Here is a 15,825-nt window from a genome sequence, read left to right as displayed (position 1 = left end):
AGGCGGCGGTGGGGACGGGGCCCCGGGCTCAGCCCTTGACGGCTCCCTGCATGATGCCGCCGACGATCTGCCGGCCCAGCAGGCCGAAGACCAGCAGCACCGGAAGGGTGCCGAGGAGCGTGCCCGCCATGATCACGGACTGGTCGTGGACGTAGCCGCCGCCCAGCTGGCGAAGGGCCACCTGCACGGTCGGCTCGGACGAGGACAGGGCGATGATCGGCCAGAAGAAGTCGTTCCACGCGGCCATGAAGGTCAGCAGGCCCAGCACGGCCATGCCCGGCCGGGCGATCGGCACCACGATGGACCAGAAGATCCTGGCGGTGGACGCGCCGTCGACCCGGGCCGCCTCGATCAGCTCGTCCGGCAGCGACTGCACCAGGTACTGGCGCATGAAGAACACCCCGAACGCGGAGACCAGGCCGGGCAGGACGACCGCCTGGAGTTGGTTCACCCAGTGCAGTTCGGCGATCAGCATGAACAGGGGGATGACGCCCAGTTGCGGCGGGATCATCATGGTGCCCACCGTGATCGCCAGCAGCGCGCCGCGGCCGCGGAAGCGCAGCTTGGCGAAGGCGAACCCGGCGAGCGTGCAGCACAGCACGGTGCCGACGGTGATGGAGGCGGACACGATGAACGAGTTCAGCAGCGCCTTGCCGATGTCCGCCTCCTCCAGCACCGCCTCGAAGTTGCGCAGCAGGTGGGGGCCGGGCAGGAGCGACGGTGGAACCCGCGCGAGGTCGGCGTTGGAGCGGCTGGCCGCCACGATGGTCCAGTAGAACGGGAAGGCGGAGACCAGGACGGCGACGATCAGGATCGTGTAGGTGAGCAGGCCGGCGTGGTGGGTCCGCCCGGCGCGGGACCTGCGGCCCCGGCGGCGCGGCGGCCGCCCCTGGGGGGCCGGGGGCGTGACCGGCGGGTCTGCGAGTGTGGTCATCGCCCGGCCTCCTTGCGGGAACGACGGTGCGCGAGCAGGGCGTTGACCCCGACGGCCACCAGGATGAGCAGGAACATGACCCAGGCGATGGCCGCGGCCCGGCCCAGGTGGAAGAAGCCCCAGCCCTGCTCGTACATGTAGAGGCCGAGGGTCTGGTACTGGTGCGATATGCCGCCCGAGATCGATCCCTCGAACAGCAGCGGCTCACCGAAGAGCTGCGTCGCCCCGATCGTGGAGACGATCACGGTGAACACGATCGTCGGACGCAGTCCGGGCAGGGTCACGTGGAAGAACTGGCGCCACTTCGACGCCCCGTCCATCTCGGCCGCTTCGTACAGCTCTTGGGGGATGGACTGCATGCCCGCCAGGTAGATCAGCGCGTTGTAGCCGGTCCAGCGCCAGACGACGATGGTGGAGACGGCGATCTGGGAGGCCGCGGTCCCGGTCTGCCAGTCGACGGGGCCGATGCCGACGAGTCCGGCCACATAGTTGACGAGGCCGAAGTCCCGGCCGAAGAGCTGCGCGAAGACCAGGGTGGCCGCGGCCACGGACGTCGCGTACGGCAGCAGCATCGCCGTGCGCAGGAAGGTCCGCCCGCGGAGCCGGTAGTTGAGCAGGTGCGCGAGGCCGAGGGCCATGACCAGCTGCGGCACCGTGGACAGGACGCCGATGGTGAACGTGTTGCGCAGCGAGGTCCAGAAGAACTCGTCCGTGAACAGGGCGGTGTAGTTGTCCAGGCCCCGCCACTCCATGGTGCCGGGGGTCTGGAGCTCGACCCGGTACAGGGACACGAACGCCGTGTAGATCAGCGGGAAGAGGCCGAAGGCGGCGAACAGGGTGAAGAACGGTGCGACGTAGGCGTACGGCGACAGCTTCTGCCAGGCGCGCTGTGCGGGGCTGGGCCGTGAGGGCGGGGGAGCCGGCTTCGACGGAGCCGGCGTCTCGATCGCGGAGAGGGTCACAGGGGCGGCCTTCGGAAGGGGAACGGCGGAAGGGGAACGGCGGAAGGGGAACGGCGGAAGGGGGACGGCGGTCGTCGGGTCCTCCTCCGCCGCCGCCGCGGGCGAGGCGGACAGCGGCGGCGGCGGAGGAGGGAGGCGGGGCCCGCGCGGGGCGCGGGCCTTCGGGGCGCGGCCCCGGCCGGCCTCAGCCGAGGGTGTTGGCGATGCCCTTCCCGGCGTTCGCCCAGGCGTCGTCGGGGTCGGTGCCCTTGCGCTCCACCTCGCTCAGCGCGTTGGTGATCTGCTGGGCGATGCTCTGGTCGTGCAGACCCAGGACCTGCACGGGCGCCGCCTTGGCCGCGTCACCGAACAGCTTGCCGATCGGGGCGCCGGAGAAGTACGCGTCGGTGGCGTCGGCGACCTGGTCGATGGCACCGGTGCTCGAGGGGAAGTTGCCCTGCTTGCGGAAGAGCTTCACCTGCTGCTCGGGCGCGGTGAGCCACTTGATCAGCTCGTACGCCTCCTTCTTGTGCTCGGCGGCGCGGGGGACGGCGAGGTAGGAGCCGCCCCAGTTGCCGGCGCCGCCGGGCAGCCCGGCGATGTCCCACTTGCCCTTGCCCGCGTCACCGGCCTGGCCCTTGATGTAGCCGAGCATCCAGGCGGGGCAGGGGATGGTGGCGAAGGAGCCGGCGGCGAAGGCCTGGTTCCACTGCGGCGACCACTGGTCGAGTTCGGCGCTCAGCCCGCTCTCCGCCGCTCCCACGGAGCGGTCCCAGGCCTCCCGCAGGGCGGGGTTCTTGTCCCAGATCAGCTCTCCGGACGCGCTGTAGTAACGCTCCTTCTGCTGTCCGATCATGATCGAGTAGAGGCTGCCGACGCTGTCGATCCAGGCGCTCTTGCCGGGTGCCTTCGCCTGGTACTTCTTGCCGAGTTCCAGGTAGCCGTCCCAGCTGGACCAGCGCTGCGCGAGCTCCTCGCGGTCGGTGGGCAGTCCGGCCTTCTCGAACAGGTCGGTGCGGTAGCACATGGCCTCGGGGCCCACGTCCGTGCCGAGGCCGAGGACCTCTCCGCTCTTGCCGGTGGCGGCGGCCCACTTGGCCTCGGCGAACTGCCCCTTGAGGGACTCGGCGCCGTACTTCTTCAGGTCCTCGAACTTGTCGCTCTGCTGCTGGGTGACGGTGGCGATCCGGCCCACCTCGATGCCCTGCACGTCCGCGAGGCCGCCGCCGCCGGCGAGGCGGGTCTGGAGCGACTTCCAGTAGTCGGCCTCGTCCTCGGTGTCCGTCTGCTTGATCGTGACGTTCGGGTGCAGCTTCTGGTACTCGGCGTAGAGCCCGGCCTCCTTGTAGCCGAAGGAGCCGAAGAGGTCCACGGTGAGCGTGATCCTGCCGTTGGCGGAGTCGGCGGAGCCGGTGTCCGACGAACTGCCGCAGGCGGCGAGCAGCGCCCCGGTCAGTACCACCGCCCCCAGACGGGCGGCGGCTTTTCTGGCGGCTCGGGCTGTGGGCATGGGTGGACTCCTCGGCTCGGGGTGCGTTGAGAGCGCTCTTGAGAGCGCTCTCAACAGTGCGAGTGGAGATTGCCCGGCTGATACGGGCCACGTCAAGGCTCCGGGCGTGATCGGACCGGCGCTCCGGTCGTCGCGTCCGCCCGTCGGACGCGTTCCGACGGACGTCCTCGGCGGACGTCTTCGGCGGGTCTCGTGGTGTCGGTGACCGGGAAAACCGCCTCGTGAACGGCACCGCGACCGGGAGAACCGGCTCCTGGGCGGCGCGCATGCGGCCAGGCGCACGGACCGCGTTCCGGGGGCGGGGCGGGGGCGGTGGCGGTGGTGGACGGTGGGTGGTGGCGGGTCCAGGCCCGGATCGTCCGCCGGCGGCAGGCGGCGGGCGACGGTGCGGCGGGCGGCGCGCAGCGGGCGGCGGGGCCGGCCCGTTCGTCTGCGGAGTCCCGCGGGGCGGGCCGACGGGTCCCCGTACCCGCGTGGCGGACGCCGGCGGTCCGGAACTCCCGCTTCCCGGTCGGCACCCGGGTGGGACTACGGCGTCACACCCCGGGGGCCGACCGGGAGGCGGTACTCACGCCGAGGCGCGCCGGACGAGGGTCGTGGGTGTGATCACGGAGGTGGGTACGTGGCCGGCCGGCCGGTCCAGCAGCTTCATCAGCAGCTTGACCATCAGCCTCCCCAGGCCCTCGACGTCCTGGCGCACCGTGGTGAGCGCCGGGACGCTGTCGCGCACCACCGCCTCCATGTCGTCGAACCCGACCACGGCCACGTCCTGCGGCACCCGCAGACCCCGCTCGCGCAGCACGCGCAGCGCGCCCAGGGCCATCAGGTCGTTGGCCGCGAAGACGCCGTCGACGTCGGGCCGTCGGTCGAGCAGGTCGGCCATGGCCCGGGCGCCGCTCTCCGTGGTGAACTCACCCTCGCGCAGCAGCTCCGGATCGGGATCGATCAGCACGTCGTGATAGCCGGCGATCCGGTCCAGCGCGGACGTCTGGTCCCGTGGGCCGGCGATGTGCGCGATGGTGTGGCGGCCCAGGGAGACCAGGTGACGCACGGCCTCGCGCGCGCCGCCCCGGTTGTCGCAGTCGACGTACGGAACGGACAGCCCGGAATCCGCCCCCGGACGGCCACCGAAGACCGTCGGCACCTTGCTCTGGGTGATCAGCGAGGGGAACGGGTCGTCGCTGTGCAGGGAGAAGGCGAGCGCTCCGTCGACGTGTCCCCCGGCGAGGTAGCGCGCGATCCGCTCGTGATCGGACTCGCCCTCCACCCACAGCAGCACCAGCTGTATGTCGTGGGCGGTCAGCTCCCGGCTGATGCCGCGGATCTGCTGCTCGAAGAACGGGTCGGAGAACACCCGGAACTCCGGCTCCGCGATGATGACGGCGACCGCGCCCTGCCGGCGGGTGACCAGCGAGCGGGCCGCGTGGTTCGGGACGTAGCCCAGCTCGTCGACCGCCTCGCGCACCTTGTCGACCAGCTTCTGGCGGACACCGGCACCCCCGTTGACCACCCTCGACGCCGTGGCCCGTGACACACCCGCATGCGCAGCGACAGCCTCCAGGGTCGGGCGGGTTACTGCTGTCTGCTCGGGCAAGGCAACTCCTGGTCTGCTCCCGCGGCGCCTGCTCGCCCGCCGCTCCTCCGGTGAACAGGATAAACACCCTCCGATCAGGATGAGAGCGCTTTCAAGCCGGGTTCGCGGGGCGCGTGAACGGGCGGCGTTCCCGCCGGTCCGACCGGTGCGTGAGGCGGACGTCCGACCGCCGCGCCTGCGGTGGCCGGGCTCACGGCGTCCACACTCGTGGCGTCCACACCCGTGGCGGCCGGATCCGCGGCGATCACGGGCGGGTGCCCGGTTCGTGCCCGGCCTGCGTCCGGCCCCGTGCCCGGCCTGCGTCCGGCCCGGTGTCGGGTCCGGTGTCGGGTCCGGCCGTCGTCGGCTCCCGCTCACGTCGCGGGAACCAATTCATGTTCGAAGTATTGACCGTCCTTTGCCCGGTGCCTAGGTTGACGCCGTCTTGAGAGCGCTCTCAGAAAGGTTGCGCATGAGATTCCGCAGACACCTGGCGCTGCTGTCGACGGCCTCCCTGGCCGCCGCGGGCCTGGTGGTCACCGTGGGCGGCGGCGTGGCCTCCGCCGCCACCGTCGAGGTGGGCAAGGGCAGTTACAGCGACGTCCGTCCGGCCGGGCGGCAGGGGCCGTCCGACAACGGCGGCCAGGCGGTCAAGCCGAAGGTCACGCCCGCGATGGCGGACCAGCCGGTGCCGACCAACGACTGGTGGTCCTCGCTGGTCTTCCAGCGGTTCGCGAGCAATCCGTGGTCGGAGAACATGTACGGCCACCCCCTCACCTACAAGGCGGTCTCCGGCGGTCTGGAGGTCGGCTACCCGACCGGTCACCAGATCGTGGGCGGCGGCCGCCAGTACGAGTTCGCGCACAAGGCCGACCTCACCCTGGGCCTGGCGGGCCTCAACTCCCCGGACGCCAAGGCGGACGGGTGGAGCGACTGGACCGTCACCCCCTCCTGGAAGGACGGCGCGCACACCCTGCGGGCCACCATCGGCCACGGCTCGCCGTACGTGTACGCCGAGGGCACCGGCGGCGCGGCGCAGATCACCGCGGCCGCCCCGCCCACCGTCTTCGCCGACCGGGGCAACGTCCTGGGCGTCACCATCGCCGGCCACGACTACGCGCTGTTCGCCCCGAGCAGCAGCGACTGGACCGTCTCCGGCAACGACATCCGCGCCGACCTCGGCACCAAGGACTACTTCTCCCTCGCGGTCCTGCCGAGCAAGGGCGCGCTCACCGACTACACCAAGTACGCCTTCAGCTTCGTCACCGGCTCCACGGTGGACTGGGAGTACCGCGAGGGCGCCGGCGAGGTCGCGGCGACCTACTCGCTGACCACGAAGGCGAAGGAGGGCACCGAGACCGGCACCCTCCAGGCGCTCTACCGCCACCAGTGGCTGCACACCTCCGACCCGCTCACCGACTACACCTACGTCTCCGCGCGCGGACTGATGAAGGTCCGCGAGGGCACGTCGTTCACCACGACGCAGAAGGTGAACGGCGTGCTGCCGGGGCTGCCCGGCGCCGCCGGCGTCGACAAGGCGAAGCTGAGGACGTACATCAACGACGTGCTGACGCAGGGCGATCCGCTGAGCGGCGCCATCGACACGTACTGGACGGGCAAGGCCCTCGGCAAGCTGGCCCAGCTCGTGCCGATCGCCGACCAGATCGGCGACACCGCCGCCCGCGACAAGCTCCTCGCTCTGATCAAGGGACGCATGGAGGAGTGGTTCACCGTCGGCGGCCCCTCCGAGTTCTCCTACGACAAGGACTGGCGCACCCTCATCGGCTACCCGGCCTCGTACGGCAGCGACCAGGAACTGAACGACCATCACTTCCACTACTCGTACTACGTGATGGCCGCCGCGATCGTGGCGCAGTACGACCCGCAGTGGGCCGCCGACTCCGAGTGGGGCGGCATGGTGAAGGAACTCGTCAAGGACGCCGCCAACCCGGCGAGGAACGACACCAAGTACCCGTTCCTGCGCGGCTTCGACGTCTACGCCGGCCACAGCTGGGCCGCCGGCCACGAGGCCTTCGCCGCCGGCAACAACCAGGAGTCGTCCTCGGAGTCGATCAACCTCAGCGCGGGGCTGATCATGTGGGGCTCGGCCACCGGTGACAAGGCGCTGCGCGACCAGGGCGTCTACATGATGATGACCGAGTCGGAGTCCATCGCCCAGTACTGGTTCGACGCCGACCAGCAGGTCTACCCCGAGGACTTCACCCACGACGTCGTCGGCATGGTCTGGAGCAGCGGCGGCGCCTACGCCACCTGGTGGACCGCCAACCCCGAGGAGATCCACGGCATCAACTTCCTCCCCATGACCGGCGGTTCGCTGCACCTGGCCCGTGAGAAGGCCATGCTCCGCCGCAGCGTCACCGAGATGGAGAAGGAGAACGGCGGCCCGGCCGTCGAGTGGAAGGACATCTTCTGGCAGGTCCAGGCGATGTACGACCCGGCCGGCGCCATGGAGTACTGGAACCAGTGGAACGGCGGCTACGTCCCCGAGGCCGGCGAGACCAAGGCCCACACCTACCACTGGGTCGCCACGATGAACGCCGTCGGCGCACCCGACATGACCGTCACCGCCAACACCCCGACGGCCGTCGCCTTCGACAAGAGCGGCACCAGGACGTACGCCGCGCACAACTACACCGCCGAGGCGTGCTCGGTCCTCTTCTCCGACGGCGGCGTGCTCAACGTCCCGGCGAGGTCCACCGCGTCCGGAGCGGGCGACGACACCGAGCTCGGCACCCTGTGCGGCGCCCCCGGCGACGACAGGCCCGGCGCGCCCGGCACCCCGGTCGCCAGTGACATCACCGACGACTCGGTCAAGCTGACGTGGACCGCCGCGACCGACGACAAGGGCGTCAAGGACTACGACGTCTTCCGCGGCACCGCCAAGGTCGCCACCGTGACCGGCACGACGTACACGGACACCGGCCTGACCTCCGGCACCGAGTACACCTACAGCGTCAAGGCCCGCGACACCGCCGACCAGGTCGGCCCGGCGAGCGGCACCGTCACCGTCACCACCACCGGCACCCCGCCGCCGCGCGACGAGGCTCCGGGCGCGCCCGGCACCCCGGTCGCCGGTGACGTCACGAGCAGCTCGGTCAAGCTGACGTGGACCGCCGCGACCGACGACAGGGGCGTCAAGGACTACGACGTCTTCCGCGGCACCGCCAAGGTCGCCACCGTGACCGGCACGACGTACACGGACACCGGTCTGACGGCCGGCACCGAGTACACCTACAGCGTCAAGGCCCGCGACACCGCCGACCAGGTCGGCCCGGCCAGCGGGACGGTCACCGTCACCACCACCGGCCCCCCGCCGGTCACCGGCAACACCTTCTACCCCCGCTCCGGCGGCGAACTCGGCACCACGGCGGCCGCGACGGGCTCCTCCGCCTCCATCCCCTCCACGGGCGGCACCAACAACGACGGAACGCCGAAGAACCCGCTCGTCTACGAGGTGAAGAACGTCAGGGGCACCCTGAAGGCCGGCTCCGCGACGGCCTTCACCCTCAAGGTCGACGCGGGCACCAACGTCGGCTACGCCCAGCAGGCCCGGGTCTCCTACGACCTGACCGGCGACGGCACCTTCGACCGCGTCGAGACGTTCCGCTACTTCGCCACCGACCCCGTCACCGGCTGGGAGGACTACTCCTCCGCCCGGCAGGGAGTGCACTCCACCTCGGGGACCCTGGGCGACCTGAACGGCGGCACCGTCCGCGTCGAGGTCTGGAGCGCCCTGGGCAACGGCCCCTCCACCCTCCAGGTGGACGCCGGCTCCGTCCTCACCATCCCGTTCGCCTGACGGGAGTTCCGGACCGGTTCGTGGGGCACGCGCCCCACGGACCGGTCCGGACCGGCGAACGGCCGGCCACGGCCGGCCCCTCCGGCGACGGCCGCCCGGTGACGCATCCCATCCGACGCGTCCGATCGGACGCATCGGATCCGACGCGTCTGCCCTCGCGCACGCCCGAAGAAGACGACGACCACCAGGAGGACGACCATGCTCGTGAGACGCGAAGGCCGGGGCTCGCTCGGACTCCGGCTGCTCGCCCCGCCGGCCGCGGCGGCGGTGGTGGCCAACGGCATCGCCGCCGCCGGTGCCGCGTCCCCGCCGAGGCGGCGGTGGCGGACACCGTTCCACAACGAACACCGCCCTCGGCCGGCAGGCCCGGATCTCCTACGACCTCACCGGTGACGGGTCGTCCGAACGCGTGGAGACCTTCCGGTACTTCGCGACCGACCCGGTCCCCGGCCACGAGCAGTACGTCGGTTCACGCGCCGGGCTGCACTCCGCCACCGGCACCCTCGGCGACATGTCCGGCGGGACGATCCGCGTCGAGGTGTGGAACGCCATCGGCAACCGCACGGCATCCCTCCAGGTGGGTACGGGTTCCGTCCTCACGACCCCGTTCCGGTGACCCGAACCGGCGGACTCAGTAGTTCTTCCACTCGTCGAGCACGTACTCCAGCACCGTCGGTTCCATCAGCGTGCTCGGCCGTACGTCCTCGCGGCGGCGGTCGACGGGGAACACCGTGGCCGCCTTCAGGACGGAGTCGTCCAGGTAGCGCAGGCGGGGGGCGTCCGGGGCCAGCCGCAGCGGCGGGGGAGCGGCGGCGCCGCGGGTGGCCAGCACGAAGCCCCAGTTGCCGAAGCTCGGCACGTCGACCTGGAACTCGGTCGTCGTGTACCCGGCCGCCTCCACCGTCGCCGCGATCGACCAGAACGTCTTCGGCGCGAAGAACGGCGACCCGCTCTGCACCATGACCTGGCTCCGCGGAGTGAGGACCTGGCCCAGCAGGGTGTAGAACTCCACCGAGTACAGCTTGGCCAGCGCCGCCGTGTCCGGGTCCGGGAAGTCGATGATCACCGCGTCGTACCGCTGCCGGGCTCCGCGCAGCCAGTTGAAGGCGTCGGCGTTGACCACCCGGACCCGGGGATCGGCGAACGAGGCGTCGTTCAGCTCGCGCAGCGGCGCGAAGTCACGGGCCAGCTTCGTCATCGCCGGGTCCAGCTCGACGAGCGTCACGTGCCGCACGTCGTCGTAGCGCAGCACCTCGCGCAGGGCGAGCCCGTCGCCACCGCCCAGGATCAGCACGTCGCCGCGTCCCTCCGACAGCGCGGGGTGCACCAGCGACTCGTGGTAGCGGTACTCGTCGACGGAGCTGAACTGGAGGTCCCCGTTGAGGAAGAGACGCATGTCCGCACCGCCGGTGAAGGCGGTGGAGCGGGTGACGACGATCTCCTGGTACGGCGTCGTCTCGGCGTGCACGATCGGGTCCTGGTACATCCGCTGCCGCGCGGTGACCTCCAGGTCGTCCGCCAGCACGTACGCAGTGGCGAGCACGGCCAGGACCGCCGTCACGCCGGAGAGGAGGCCGACCTGGACGAAACGCCGGGTCTGCCGGCGGAAGATGAACAGCATCACGACGACGCCGGCCACCGCGTTGACCGCGCCGACCACCAGCGCGCCCCGCAGCTGCCCGAACGTCGGCAGGAGCAGCAGCGGGAAGCACAGCCCGCCCACCAGCGCCCCGATGTAGTCGACGGCGAACATGTCGGCGACGGCGCTGCCCGCCTCCTGCCGCCGGATCCGTTGCAGCAGCGTCATCAGCAGCGGGATCTCGGCCCCGATGAGGAGGCCGACCACCAGCGTGATCACGATCATCGCCGGGGTGTACAGCTGGAGCCAGGCGAACGCCGCGTACAGCACCAGCACGGACAGCCCGCCGACCAGCGCCAGCACCCCCTCGACGACCGCGAACGCGCCGACCGCGCGGCGGCGCAGCGGTTTGGCGGCGAGCGAGCCGAGACCCATCGCGAAGACCATCACGGAGATGACCACGGAGGTCTGGAGCACGGAGTTGCCGATGAGGTAGCTGCCCAGCGCGGTGAGCGCCAGCTCGTAGACGAGGCCGCAGGCGGCGCAGAGGAAGACGGCGAGCAGCAGGAGGAAGCGCGCCCCCCGGGTGTACCGGACGGCCGGGGGGCGGGAGGGGGCCGCCGCGCCGGGGCCCCGAAGTGCGGTGGTGCTCACGGGTGCGGTGCCTATGACAGTGCCGCGCCGACCATGAACGCGGTGCCGAGGTACATTCCGGCCTGGACCCAGGCGGCCGGGTGCGGACGGCCGTCGCTGCCGTCGTCGAGCGCGACCGCGCCCATCTGGCCCGGCGTGAGGTGGCCGATCACCATGCCGACCAGCGTCATCACCAGCACCCCGGCGAGGCCGTACAGCAGCGTGCTCAACAGGCCGTGTCCCAGGCCCTCCTCGGACTCGCTGGCCCGGATGGCCTCCATGACGACCAGACCCACGGCGATCGACTGACTGCCCAGCAGCACCGCCGCGCCGCGGTTGCGGTCCGTCCAGACCACGTGGAAGAGCTTGCCGGGCGTGACGAGGTCGAGGGCGATGAAGCCGACGGCCATCACCGCGAGGCCCACGACTCCGTAGAGCAGGGCCTGGCCCGTCGACTCGAAGATCTCGGTCACTGTGTTGCCTTTCTTGACGGCGTCGTCGGGGTCGGGTGGTGCGTCACGCGGGGAGCCGGTCCACCGGTGTCACTTGCCTTCGCCGGGGCCGCCGCCGCGGAAGCTGGCGCTGTCCGGGTTGGGCCAGTAGGTGAGGTGCGTGCTGTGCCGGTGGTAGCCGTTGCGGTAGTCCTCGATCTCGATCCGGCTGCCCCTCCGGTACGGCGACACGGTGACCATGTCGTCGCCGTAGCGCAGGAACTCCATGCTCCCGCCGGACGCCCGGTCGAGGGCCGCGCGGTGCCCGTGGATGGCGTCGGCCACCTGCGCCGGGGTCTTGCCCGGAACGACCCAGTCCGCGCCGCTCTCGGTGTACGTGTCGCGTATCCAGCCGCGCGGCACCCCGTTGCCGCCGTCGGAGGAGCAGGCGGCCAGCAGGGCGACGGCCAGCACGGCGGCCACCGCCGCGCGGACGAGTCGGGCGCTCTTCATCGGGCCTCCAGCCGCGTGTACGTCGATACGATCTGGCCGTGCTGCGGATACGTGTGCCAGGTGCGCCAGACCAGCCCGCCGCCGGGCGGTCCGTCGGCCGCCTCGACGACGACGGCCGTCAGCGCCTCCGGCGACCCGGGGAAGATCCCGCACAGGCTGTCGGGGTTGTCGGCGACCTGACGGCGGATCTCCGCCACCAGGCCGCTGAAGGCCGAGGGGTCCAGTCGTCGGGTGTCGGCCGTGAAGTCGTAGTTCCAGCCGGGCAGTTGACGGGTGTACGTGCCGGGCAGGCCCTTCACGGACCCCAGCAGGCACGCCACGGTCTCCCGTACGGGACCGGCGAAGACCTGGTGCGAGGCGCCGAGCAGCCGCAGACGGACGTCGAGCCCGCCCACGGTCGTCTCGTGCTCGGCGAGGGCCGGCCGTTCGTCCAGGTCCAGCGAGAAGCAGAGCTGGTCCGCGTCCGTGTCCAGGTAGGGGGCGTCCAAGGCTATGGCGTGCAGGTGGACCCCCCCGGTCAGATCTTGCTATAAGCGGCGCCGAGTATGGCACATATGGAGTAAGGGGTTTCACGCACGGGGGAGGAACGATCGGTTCCCCGTCCCGGCGCCGCCCGTCGAGGCGGCCGCCGGGAGCCCCGCCCCACCCGCCCGGTGCGAGGACGAACCGCCTTGACGGAAAAGGGAGTTGGAGCAGAAGGCCGCCCGACCGCCGGGGCGGCCGGCGCCGGTGCTCACCGAGGCGCCGGCCGGTCGCGGACCCAGCCGAGCAGCAGCACCGAGCACACCGCCGCGAAGGCGCACCAGGTGGAGACGAACTCCAGCCGCCACAGCGTCCAGCAGATCAGCGCGCCCGCGGCCACGAAGATCCCCAGCACCAGCAGCCGCCGGTCGCCGGACAGCAGCAGGGAACCCACCGTGGCCAGCAGGTAGCCGACGACGAGAAGGGTGGGGCGGGGCAGGTCGGTCGCATAGCCGATCGTGTGCCCCCGGATCTCGGCCGTGACGGGGCCGGCGGCCAGCCCGTACGTCAGGCCGGCGGCGGTCACGACGCCGACCGCGAGGAGGCAGCCGAGTCCGCGCCGGGCGCGCGCCGGAGCGGCGCACCACACTCCCGCGGGCACCCACACCGCCAGCAACGGCAGCGCGATGACGGCCCAGGCGACGGTGGCGGGCCCGCCGCCACCGCCCGCGCTCCAGACCATCGCCTCGACGATCTGATGGGCCCCGAGCAGGAGGGGCAGCGCGGCGAGCGGCAGGTCCCGCACCCGGCGCACCCGCGCCGCACAGGCCACGCCGACGGCGGTGATCCCGGCGCCCGCCAGCAGATCGGCCGTCGCACTCCCGCACATGACGCCACCATCGAGTCGGCCGTCGCGCGCCTCGGCACGCCCTGGTTGTGCGGGCCACGCTACGTCGCGCCGCGGCGAGGGCGGGGCGGACCGCGCCGGGGCGCCCGGATCGGCGCCAGGGGAGGCCACGGAGCCGTCGACGGACGGCTTCTCCCGTGATCCCGCGACGCGTCGCCCTGCAACACGCCAACGTACGGCCGATACCACCGGGCCGCCGACCAGTCGAGCATATTGTCCGGAATATGAATAAATGCCATCTCGTGTACCTTGCGTGCACCGCCGCAGTCGTGGGGGCGGGCCTCGGCGCCGCCCCGGCGTCCGCCGGCCACATGACCCATGTGGTCCACGCGGGACAGTCGATCCAGAAGGCGGTGGACGCCGCCGCGCCCGGTGACACGGTGCTGATCGCCCGGGGCACCTACCGGGAGAGCGTCACGGTGACCACCCCCGGACTGACCCTGCGCGGCATGGGCCGGGGCGTGGTGATCCAGCCGGCCGCCGCCAAGACCACCGCCAAGACCACCGCCAAGACCACGGGCGGGGCCACCGGCAAGGACGCCGCCAAGGCCGCCGACACCTGCGCCGCGGCCGGCAACGGCATCTGCGTGGTGGGCAAGAAGAACCGCAAGCTCCAGGACGTCACCCTCGTCTCCCTGACCGTCACCGGCTTCACCCGCAGCGGCGTGTACGCCGTCGACACCGACAGGCTGACGGTGCGCAAGGTGACCGCGGTGAAGAACGGGGTGTGGGGCATCGCCCAGGAGGCGTCGGCGCGCGGTGTGTTCCGGGGCAACACCGCCCGGGACAACGGGGACGCGGGCCTCTTCCTCGCCAACTCGATCACCACCGAGCAGGGTGCCACCGACACCGGCGGCACGCTCGTCGAGCACAACCGGCTGGAGGGCAACCGGATCGGCGTGACCGTCCGCCGGCTGCGCAACCTCACCGTCGCGGAGAACCACGTCACCGGCAACTGCGCGGGCGTGTTCGTCGTCGGCGACGAGAACAAGCCCAAGGCCGGGGCGGTGACCGTCGCCGCGAACCGCATCGTGCGCAACAACAAGTCCTGCCCGAAGACCGCGCGGCTGGACGCCCTGCAGGGCTCCGGCGTCGTCATGACCGGCACCGAGGACACCCTGGTGACCCGGAACGTCATCCGGGACAACGCCGGAAAATCCCCGCTGTCCGGCGGCGTCGTCCTGTTCAAGAGCTTCGTCGGCACCACCAGCGAGCGGAACCGGATCAGCGACAACGAGCTGAGCGGCAACCTCCCGGCCGACCTCGTCGACCAGGAGACCGCAAAGGCCAACACCTTCGAGGCCAACTCCTGCCGGACCTCCAGGCCCGCGGGCCTGTGCTGACCGGAAGACCGTGACCACCCGTGAACACGACGAAGAGGAAAGGCGGCACATGACGACCGCAGAAACTGCCCCGGCGCCGTCCATGCGGCTGCGGGAGCTGGTGTTCGGGGCGGCCTGTGCCGCCGCCCTGCGCGCGACGGCCCGCCTGGGCGTCGCCGACGCCCTCGGCGACAGCCCCATGGCCGTGGAGGACCTCGCGGCCGCGGTGAAGGCCGAACCCAAGCCCCTGCGCCGACTGTTGCGGGCCGTCTCCTGCTACGGCGTCTTCGCCGAGCAGGGCGACGGGACCTTCGCGCACACCGAGATGTCCCGGCTGCTGCGCGAGGACGACCCGCACAGCCTGCGCTACATCACCCTGTGGTGCACCGAGCCGTGGACCTGGGACGCCTGGCCGAAGCTCGACGAGGCCGTGCGCACCGGCCACAACGTCGTCGAGGACCTGTACGGCAAGGAGTTCTTCACCTACCTCAACGAGGACGCTCCCGAATCCGCCCTCGTCTTCAACCGGGCCATGACGACCTCCAGCGCACAGTCCGCACGGGACGTCGCAGACCTCCTCGACCTGTCGGGGAGCGCCTCGGTCGCCGACATCGGAGGCGGCCAGGGGCACGTGGTGGCGAGCCTGCTGGAGAAGTACCCGGCCCTGCACGGCACGCTGCTCGACCTGCCCCGCGTGGTGGAGAACGCCGACCCGCGGCTGCGTCCCGGCGGCGCGCTCGCGGACCGGATGCGCGTCGTGCCCGGCGACTGCCGCGAGGCCGTCCCCGTCCGGGCCGATGTGTACATCATCAAGAACATCCTGGAGTGGGACGACGACAGCACCGCCCGGACCCTGCGCAACGTCATGGCGGCGGGCGGGCCCGGCGCACGGGTCGTCGTCATCGAGAACCTCGTCGACGACTCGCCCTCGATGCGCTTCAGCACCGCCATGGACCTGCTGCTGCTCCTCAACGTGGGCGGCGCGAAGCACACCACCGAGAGCATGGTGAGCCGGCTGACCGGGGCGGGCCTGGTCATCGACGACATCCGGCCGGTCAACCCCTACCTGCACGCGTTCGACTGCACCGTGCCCGCGTGACACCCCCCCCGGGGGGGGGGGGGGGGGGGGGGGGGGGGGGGGGGGGGGGCGGGGGGGGGGCGGGCGCCCGGGCGGGGGGGGCCCGGGCGGGGGGGGGCGCG

At 71.7% G+C, this 15,825-nt stretch carries 13 protein-coding genes; 4 read left to right on the top strand and 9 right to left on the bottom strand.

The window, feature by feature from the left end:
• Positions 1-28: 28 nt before the first annotated feature.
• The 4 genes from ACH4N1_RS32650 to ACH4N1_RS32635 form a co-directional block, all read right to left on the bottom strand.
• Entirely contained in the window at positions 29-934 is a 906-nt protein-coding gene (locus tag ACH4N1_RS32650; protein WP_398103578.1) for a carbohydrate ABC transporter permease, read from the bottom strand.
• The gene (locus tag ACH4N1_RS32645; protein ID WP_398103701.1) at positions 931-1,881 is read right to left on the bottom strand and encodes a carbohydrate ABC transporter permease; all 951 of its coding nucleotides are present in this window, start codon (positions 1,879-1,881) and stop codon (positions 931-933) included. Before ACH4N1_RS32645 ends, ACH4N1_RS32650 begins: the two co-directional genes overlap by 4 nt.
• A gap of 199 nt (positions 1,882-2,080) precedes the next feature.
• Positions 2,081-3,385 (bottom strand): extracellular solute-binding protein, encoded by a 1,305-nt coding sequence (locus ACH4N1_RS32640; protein ID WP_398103575.1) that lies wholly within the window; start codon positions 3,383-3,385, stop codon positions 2,081-2,083.
• 568 nt (positions 3,386-3,953) lie between these two features.
• Entirely contained in the window at positions 3,954-4,979 is a 1,026-nt protein-coding gene (locus ACH4N1_RS32635; RefSeq protein ID WP_398103572.1) for a LacI family DNA-binding transcriptional regulator, read from the bottom strand.
• 451 nt (positions 4,980-5,430) lie between these two features.
• Here ACH4N1_RS32635 and ACH4N1_RS32630 point away from each other — a divergent pair, with 451 nt between their 5' ends.
• Both ACH4N1_RS32630 and ACH4N1_RS32625 read left to right on the top strand, forming a co-directional pair.
• The gene (locus ACH4N1_RS32630) at positions 5,431-8,778 is read left to right on the top strand and encodes a glycosyl hydrolase (RefSeq protein ID WP_398103569.1); all 3,348 of its coding nucleotides are present in this window, start codon (positions 5,431-5,433) and stop codon (positions 8,776-8,778) included.
• A gap of 295 nt (positions 8,779-9,073) precedes the next feature.
• On the top strand, positions 9,074-9,394 hold the full coding sequence (locus tag ACH4N1_RS32625; protein ID WP_398103566.1) for a hypothetical protein: 321 nt from the start codon (positions 9,074-9,076) through the stop codon (positions 9,392-9,394).
• A 15-nt stretch (positions 9,395-9,409) separates the two neighbouring features.
• Here the strand turns inward: ACH4N1_RS32625 and ACH4N1_RS32620 are convergent, their stop codons facing one another.
• The 5 genes from ACH4N1_RS32620 to ACH4N1_RS32600 all read right to left on the bottom strand — a co-directional run bounded on the left by ACH4N1_RS32620 (position 9,410) and on the right by ACH4N1_RS32600 (position 13,285).
• On the bottom strand, positions 9,410-11,011 hold the full coding sequence (locus tag ACH4N1_RS32620; RefSeq protein WP_398103563.1) for a polyamine aminopropyltransferase: 1,602 nt from the start codon (positions 11,009-11,011) through the stop codon (positions 9,410-9,412).
• 11 nt (positions 11,012-11,022) lie between these two features.
• Positions 11,023-11,463, bottom strand: coding sequence for a DUF350 domain-containing protein (locus ACH4N1_RS32615; protein WP_398103560.1), 441 nt, complete (start codon positions 11,461-11,463; stop codon positions 11,023-11,025).
• Positions 11,464-11,532: 69 nt separating this feature from the next.
• Positions 11,533-11,934 carry a DUF4247 domain-containing protein gene (locus ACH4N1_RS32610; protein ID WP_398103558.1) on the bottom strand — a complete coding sequence of 134 codons (402 nt, stop codon included), beginning with the start codon at positions 11,932-11,934 and terminating at the stop codon, positions 11,533-11,535.
• On the bottom strand, positions 11,931-12,422 hold the full coding sequence (locus ACH4N1_RS32605) for a DUF2617 family protein (protein WP_398103555.1): 492 nt from the start codon (positions 12,420-12,422) through the stop codon (positions 11,931-11,933). Before ACH4N1_RS32605 ends, ACH4N1_RS32610 begins: the two co-directional genes overlap by 4 nt.
• Before the next feature lie 245 nt (positions 12,423-12,667).
• Positions 12,668-13,285, bottom strand: coding sequence for a DUF6629 family protein (locus ACH4N1_RS32600; RefSeq protein ID WP_398103552.1), 618 nt, complete (start codon positions 13,283-13,285; stop codon positions 12,668-12,670).
• Positions 13,286-13,527: 242 nt separating this feature from the next.
• Here ACH4N1_RS32600 and ACH4N1_RS32595 point away from each other — a divergent pair, with 242 nt between their 5' ends.
• Both ACH4N1_RS32595 and ACH4N1_RS32590 read left to right on the top strand, forming a co-directional pair.
• Positions 13,528-14,646 (top strand): nitrous oxide reductase family maturation protein NosD, encoded by a 1,119-nt coding sequence (locus ACH4N1_RS32595; protein ID WP_398103549.1) that lies wholly within the window; start codon positions 13,528-13,530, stop codon positions 14,644-14,646.
• Positions 14,647-14,695: 49 nt separating this feature from the next.
• Positions 14,696-15,724, top strand: coding sequence for a methyltransferase (locus ACH4N1_RS32590; RefSeq protein ID WP_398103546.1), 1,029 nt, complete (start codon positions 14,696-14,698; stop codon positions 15,722-15,724).
• Positions 15,725-15,825 lie beyond the last annotated feature (101 nt).

Source organism: Streptomyces sp. NPDC017202 (assembly GCF_044331705.1).
Lineage (GTDB): Bacteria > Actinomycetota > Actinomycetes > Streptomycetales > Streptomycetaceae > Streptomyces.
The sequence above is the reverse complement of the archived record's forward strand: the minus strand, read 5'-3'. Positions and strand labels throughout refer to the sequence as shown.